This is a genomic window from Streptomyces sp. NPDC052107 (genome assembly GCF_040680215.1).
Taxonomy (GTDB): Bacteria; Actinomycetota; Actinomycetes; order Streptomycetales; family Streptomycetaceae; genus Streptomyces.
This window is the reverse complement of record NZ_JBFAWG010000249.1, coordinates 1-2,086: the sequence shown is the minus strand read 5'-3', so window position 1 is coordinate 2,086 and position 2,086 is coordinate 1. Positions and strand designations below refer to the sequence as shown.

The 2,086-nt window shown below is 68.8% G+C and carries 2 protein-coding genes; both read right to left on the bottom strand.

The annotated features are described in order from the left end of the window. Positions 1 to 95: 95 nt before the first annotated feature. Entirely contained in the window at positions 96 to 329 is a 234-nt protein-coding gene (locus tag AB0M27_RS47510) for a hypothetical protein (RefSeq protein ID WP_365732419.1), read from the bottom strand. A gap of 121 nt (positions 330 to 450) precedes the next feature. Further along, complete coding sequence (locus tag AB0M27_RS47505) at positions 451 to 1,836, bottom strand: PLP-dependent aminotransferase family protein (protein WP_365732420.1); 1,386 nt, start codon at positions 1,834 to 1,836, stop codon at positions 451 to 453. Positions 1,837 to 2,086: the final 250 nt, after the last annotated feature.

Genomic DNA, 2,086 nt, shown 5'->3' with positions numbered 1-2,086 from the left:
CTATCGTTCCCCGTACGCCCACCACAGCCCGAACACTCACTCATCCGCGCCAGAACACACTCGCACGCTGTTCCGCGGCAGCTGTTCACAACCCCTTACTCGGCACCCGGCGCCTCCACCCGGTGCAGGTCCCGCAGGGCGCTGCCGTCCGCGAACGCCCTGTCCGCGGCGTCGGGATCGATGCCCGCCCCGGCGGCGTGACGGTCCACCGTGGCCCGGTCGCCCAGGTCCTCGCCCAGCGCGAAGTGGGCCGCGAAGAGTGCGTCGATGAACGCGTCCACGACGTCGGGGCGGTGCAGGCACGTCCATTCCACCGCCGCCAGGGCCATCCGCGTGTTATGCGCGTCATGAATCCGCGCCTGCCCTTTTGACGGTGCAGCCCAGGCAGGCGTGAGGTGACGCCGTACCCACAAAGAGATCAGTTCGGGTGCCCGGCTACTTGGGGGCGCGTCAGGAAAGGATCCGCACGAGTGCGGAGAGCGCCTGAGGCCACGCAGCGTCGGAGGGCACCCCGTATCCAACGACGAGGGCATCGGCCATGGCGTTCAGGGACCGTTCATGGCGGTATCGAGACAGGCCAGCCACTTTGAGGCCCTGCTGGGTTGCCGACTGGAGGACCCGCTGCTCGGTCCCGGGCGGCAAACCGAGCACGGTGTGCAGGCCGGCCGCTGTCCCGATGACGCGCACCTTTGGGGCGTGCTGGGCCAGGGCCGTGACGAGAGCGTCTCGTCGATCGCGGTAGCGCCGACGGGCAGCACGTACGTGACGGCTGTAGGCGCCGGAGGTGATGAATTCCGCCATCGTCAGCTGGCTGAATACCTCGCACGAGTCGATCTGCCCCTTGGCCGCCACGGCTTCCTCAGCGAGCGTGGGAGGCAGCGCCATCCAGGCCAGCCGCAGGCCAGGAGCAAGGGTCTTGCTGGCGGTACCCAGGTAGACCACGCAGTCTGGGTCGAGTCCTTGGAGCGCCCCGACAGACTGGCGGTCGAACCGGAACTCACCGTCGTAGTCATCCTCCAGGACCAGCCCGCCGGTCCGTCTGGCCCAGTCCACGACGGCCGTCCGGCGATCGCGCTGCAGTGCCGTGCCCACAGGGAACTGGTGAGCCGGCGTGAGTAGGACCGCATCGGTGCCGACGGGCGGCACCGGGTCGGTCCCGTGGGTATCCAAGGGAAGCGGGAGGGTCTTCAGCCCAGCAGCCGCCAGCAGGCCGCAGTACCTGTCTAGGCCGTAGGACTCGACGGCGACGTTCCTCGCCCCCCGCCCGGCCAGGACTCCGCTCAGGATCTGCAGGCCGTGGGAGACGCCGGCGCAGATCAGTATGTGCTCCGGACTCACGTACACGCCCCGGGCTCGCGTGAGATGGTCTGCGAGTGCGGTCCGTAGCTCCGGCCGACCGCGGGGGTCGCCGTAGCCGAGCGCGTCGTCGGGGGCCGCGGCCAGGGCGCGGCGTGTGGCCTTCAGCCAAGCTGCACGAGGAAAAGCGGTGAGGTCGGGGTTACCTGGAATCAGGTCGTAGCAAGGGTTGGCGGACGGCTCGACGGCCGAGCGCGCCAAGATCGGCCGAGTGATCATCCTGTCTGCCACGAGTGTGCCCGAGCCTCTGCGGGCGGTAAGCCATCCCTCGGCGACGAGGTCGGCATAGGCGTCAGCCACGGTGTTGCGGGCAAGGCCGAGGTCGGCGGCGAGCTGGCGGGAGGAGGGCAGCCGTGTCCCGGGGGCCAGGCGGCTGGTGCGGACAGCTTCGCGCACGGCTTCGGCCAGCGCACGGCGCACACCTCGTCCAGCTCGTATCAAATCATTCTCAAAGGCCTGCCGTAGCTGCGCTGGACTGATCGTGCTGCGGGCGCCGAGGGGCTCGACAGTGGCCGCGTTGTTGATCGGAACATCGACCGGGCCGCCGGACAGAAGGTCGTCGATAGCCGTGATGCGCTGGTTGTCGTTGGGCAGATCGGTAGTCACGATGCGAACCTCAACGCTCGACGCACTTGCTCTGACACGGCAGCTGTAGTTCCGATCATGGCTGGTCCTGGAGTTCGTGTCGGCGCTGGTGGCGGGCTTGCGCGACGGCTTGATGGTGGCGGCG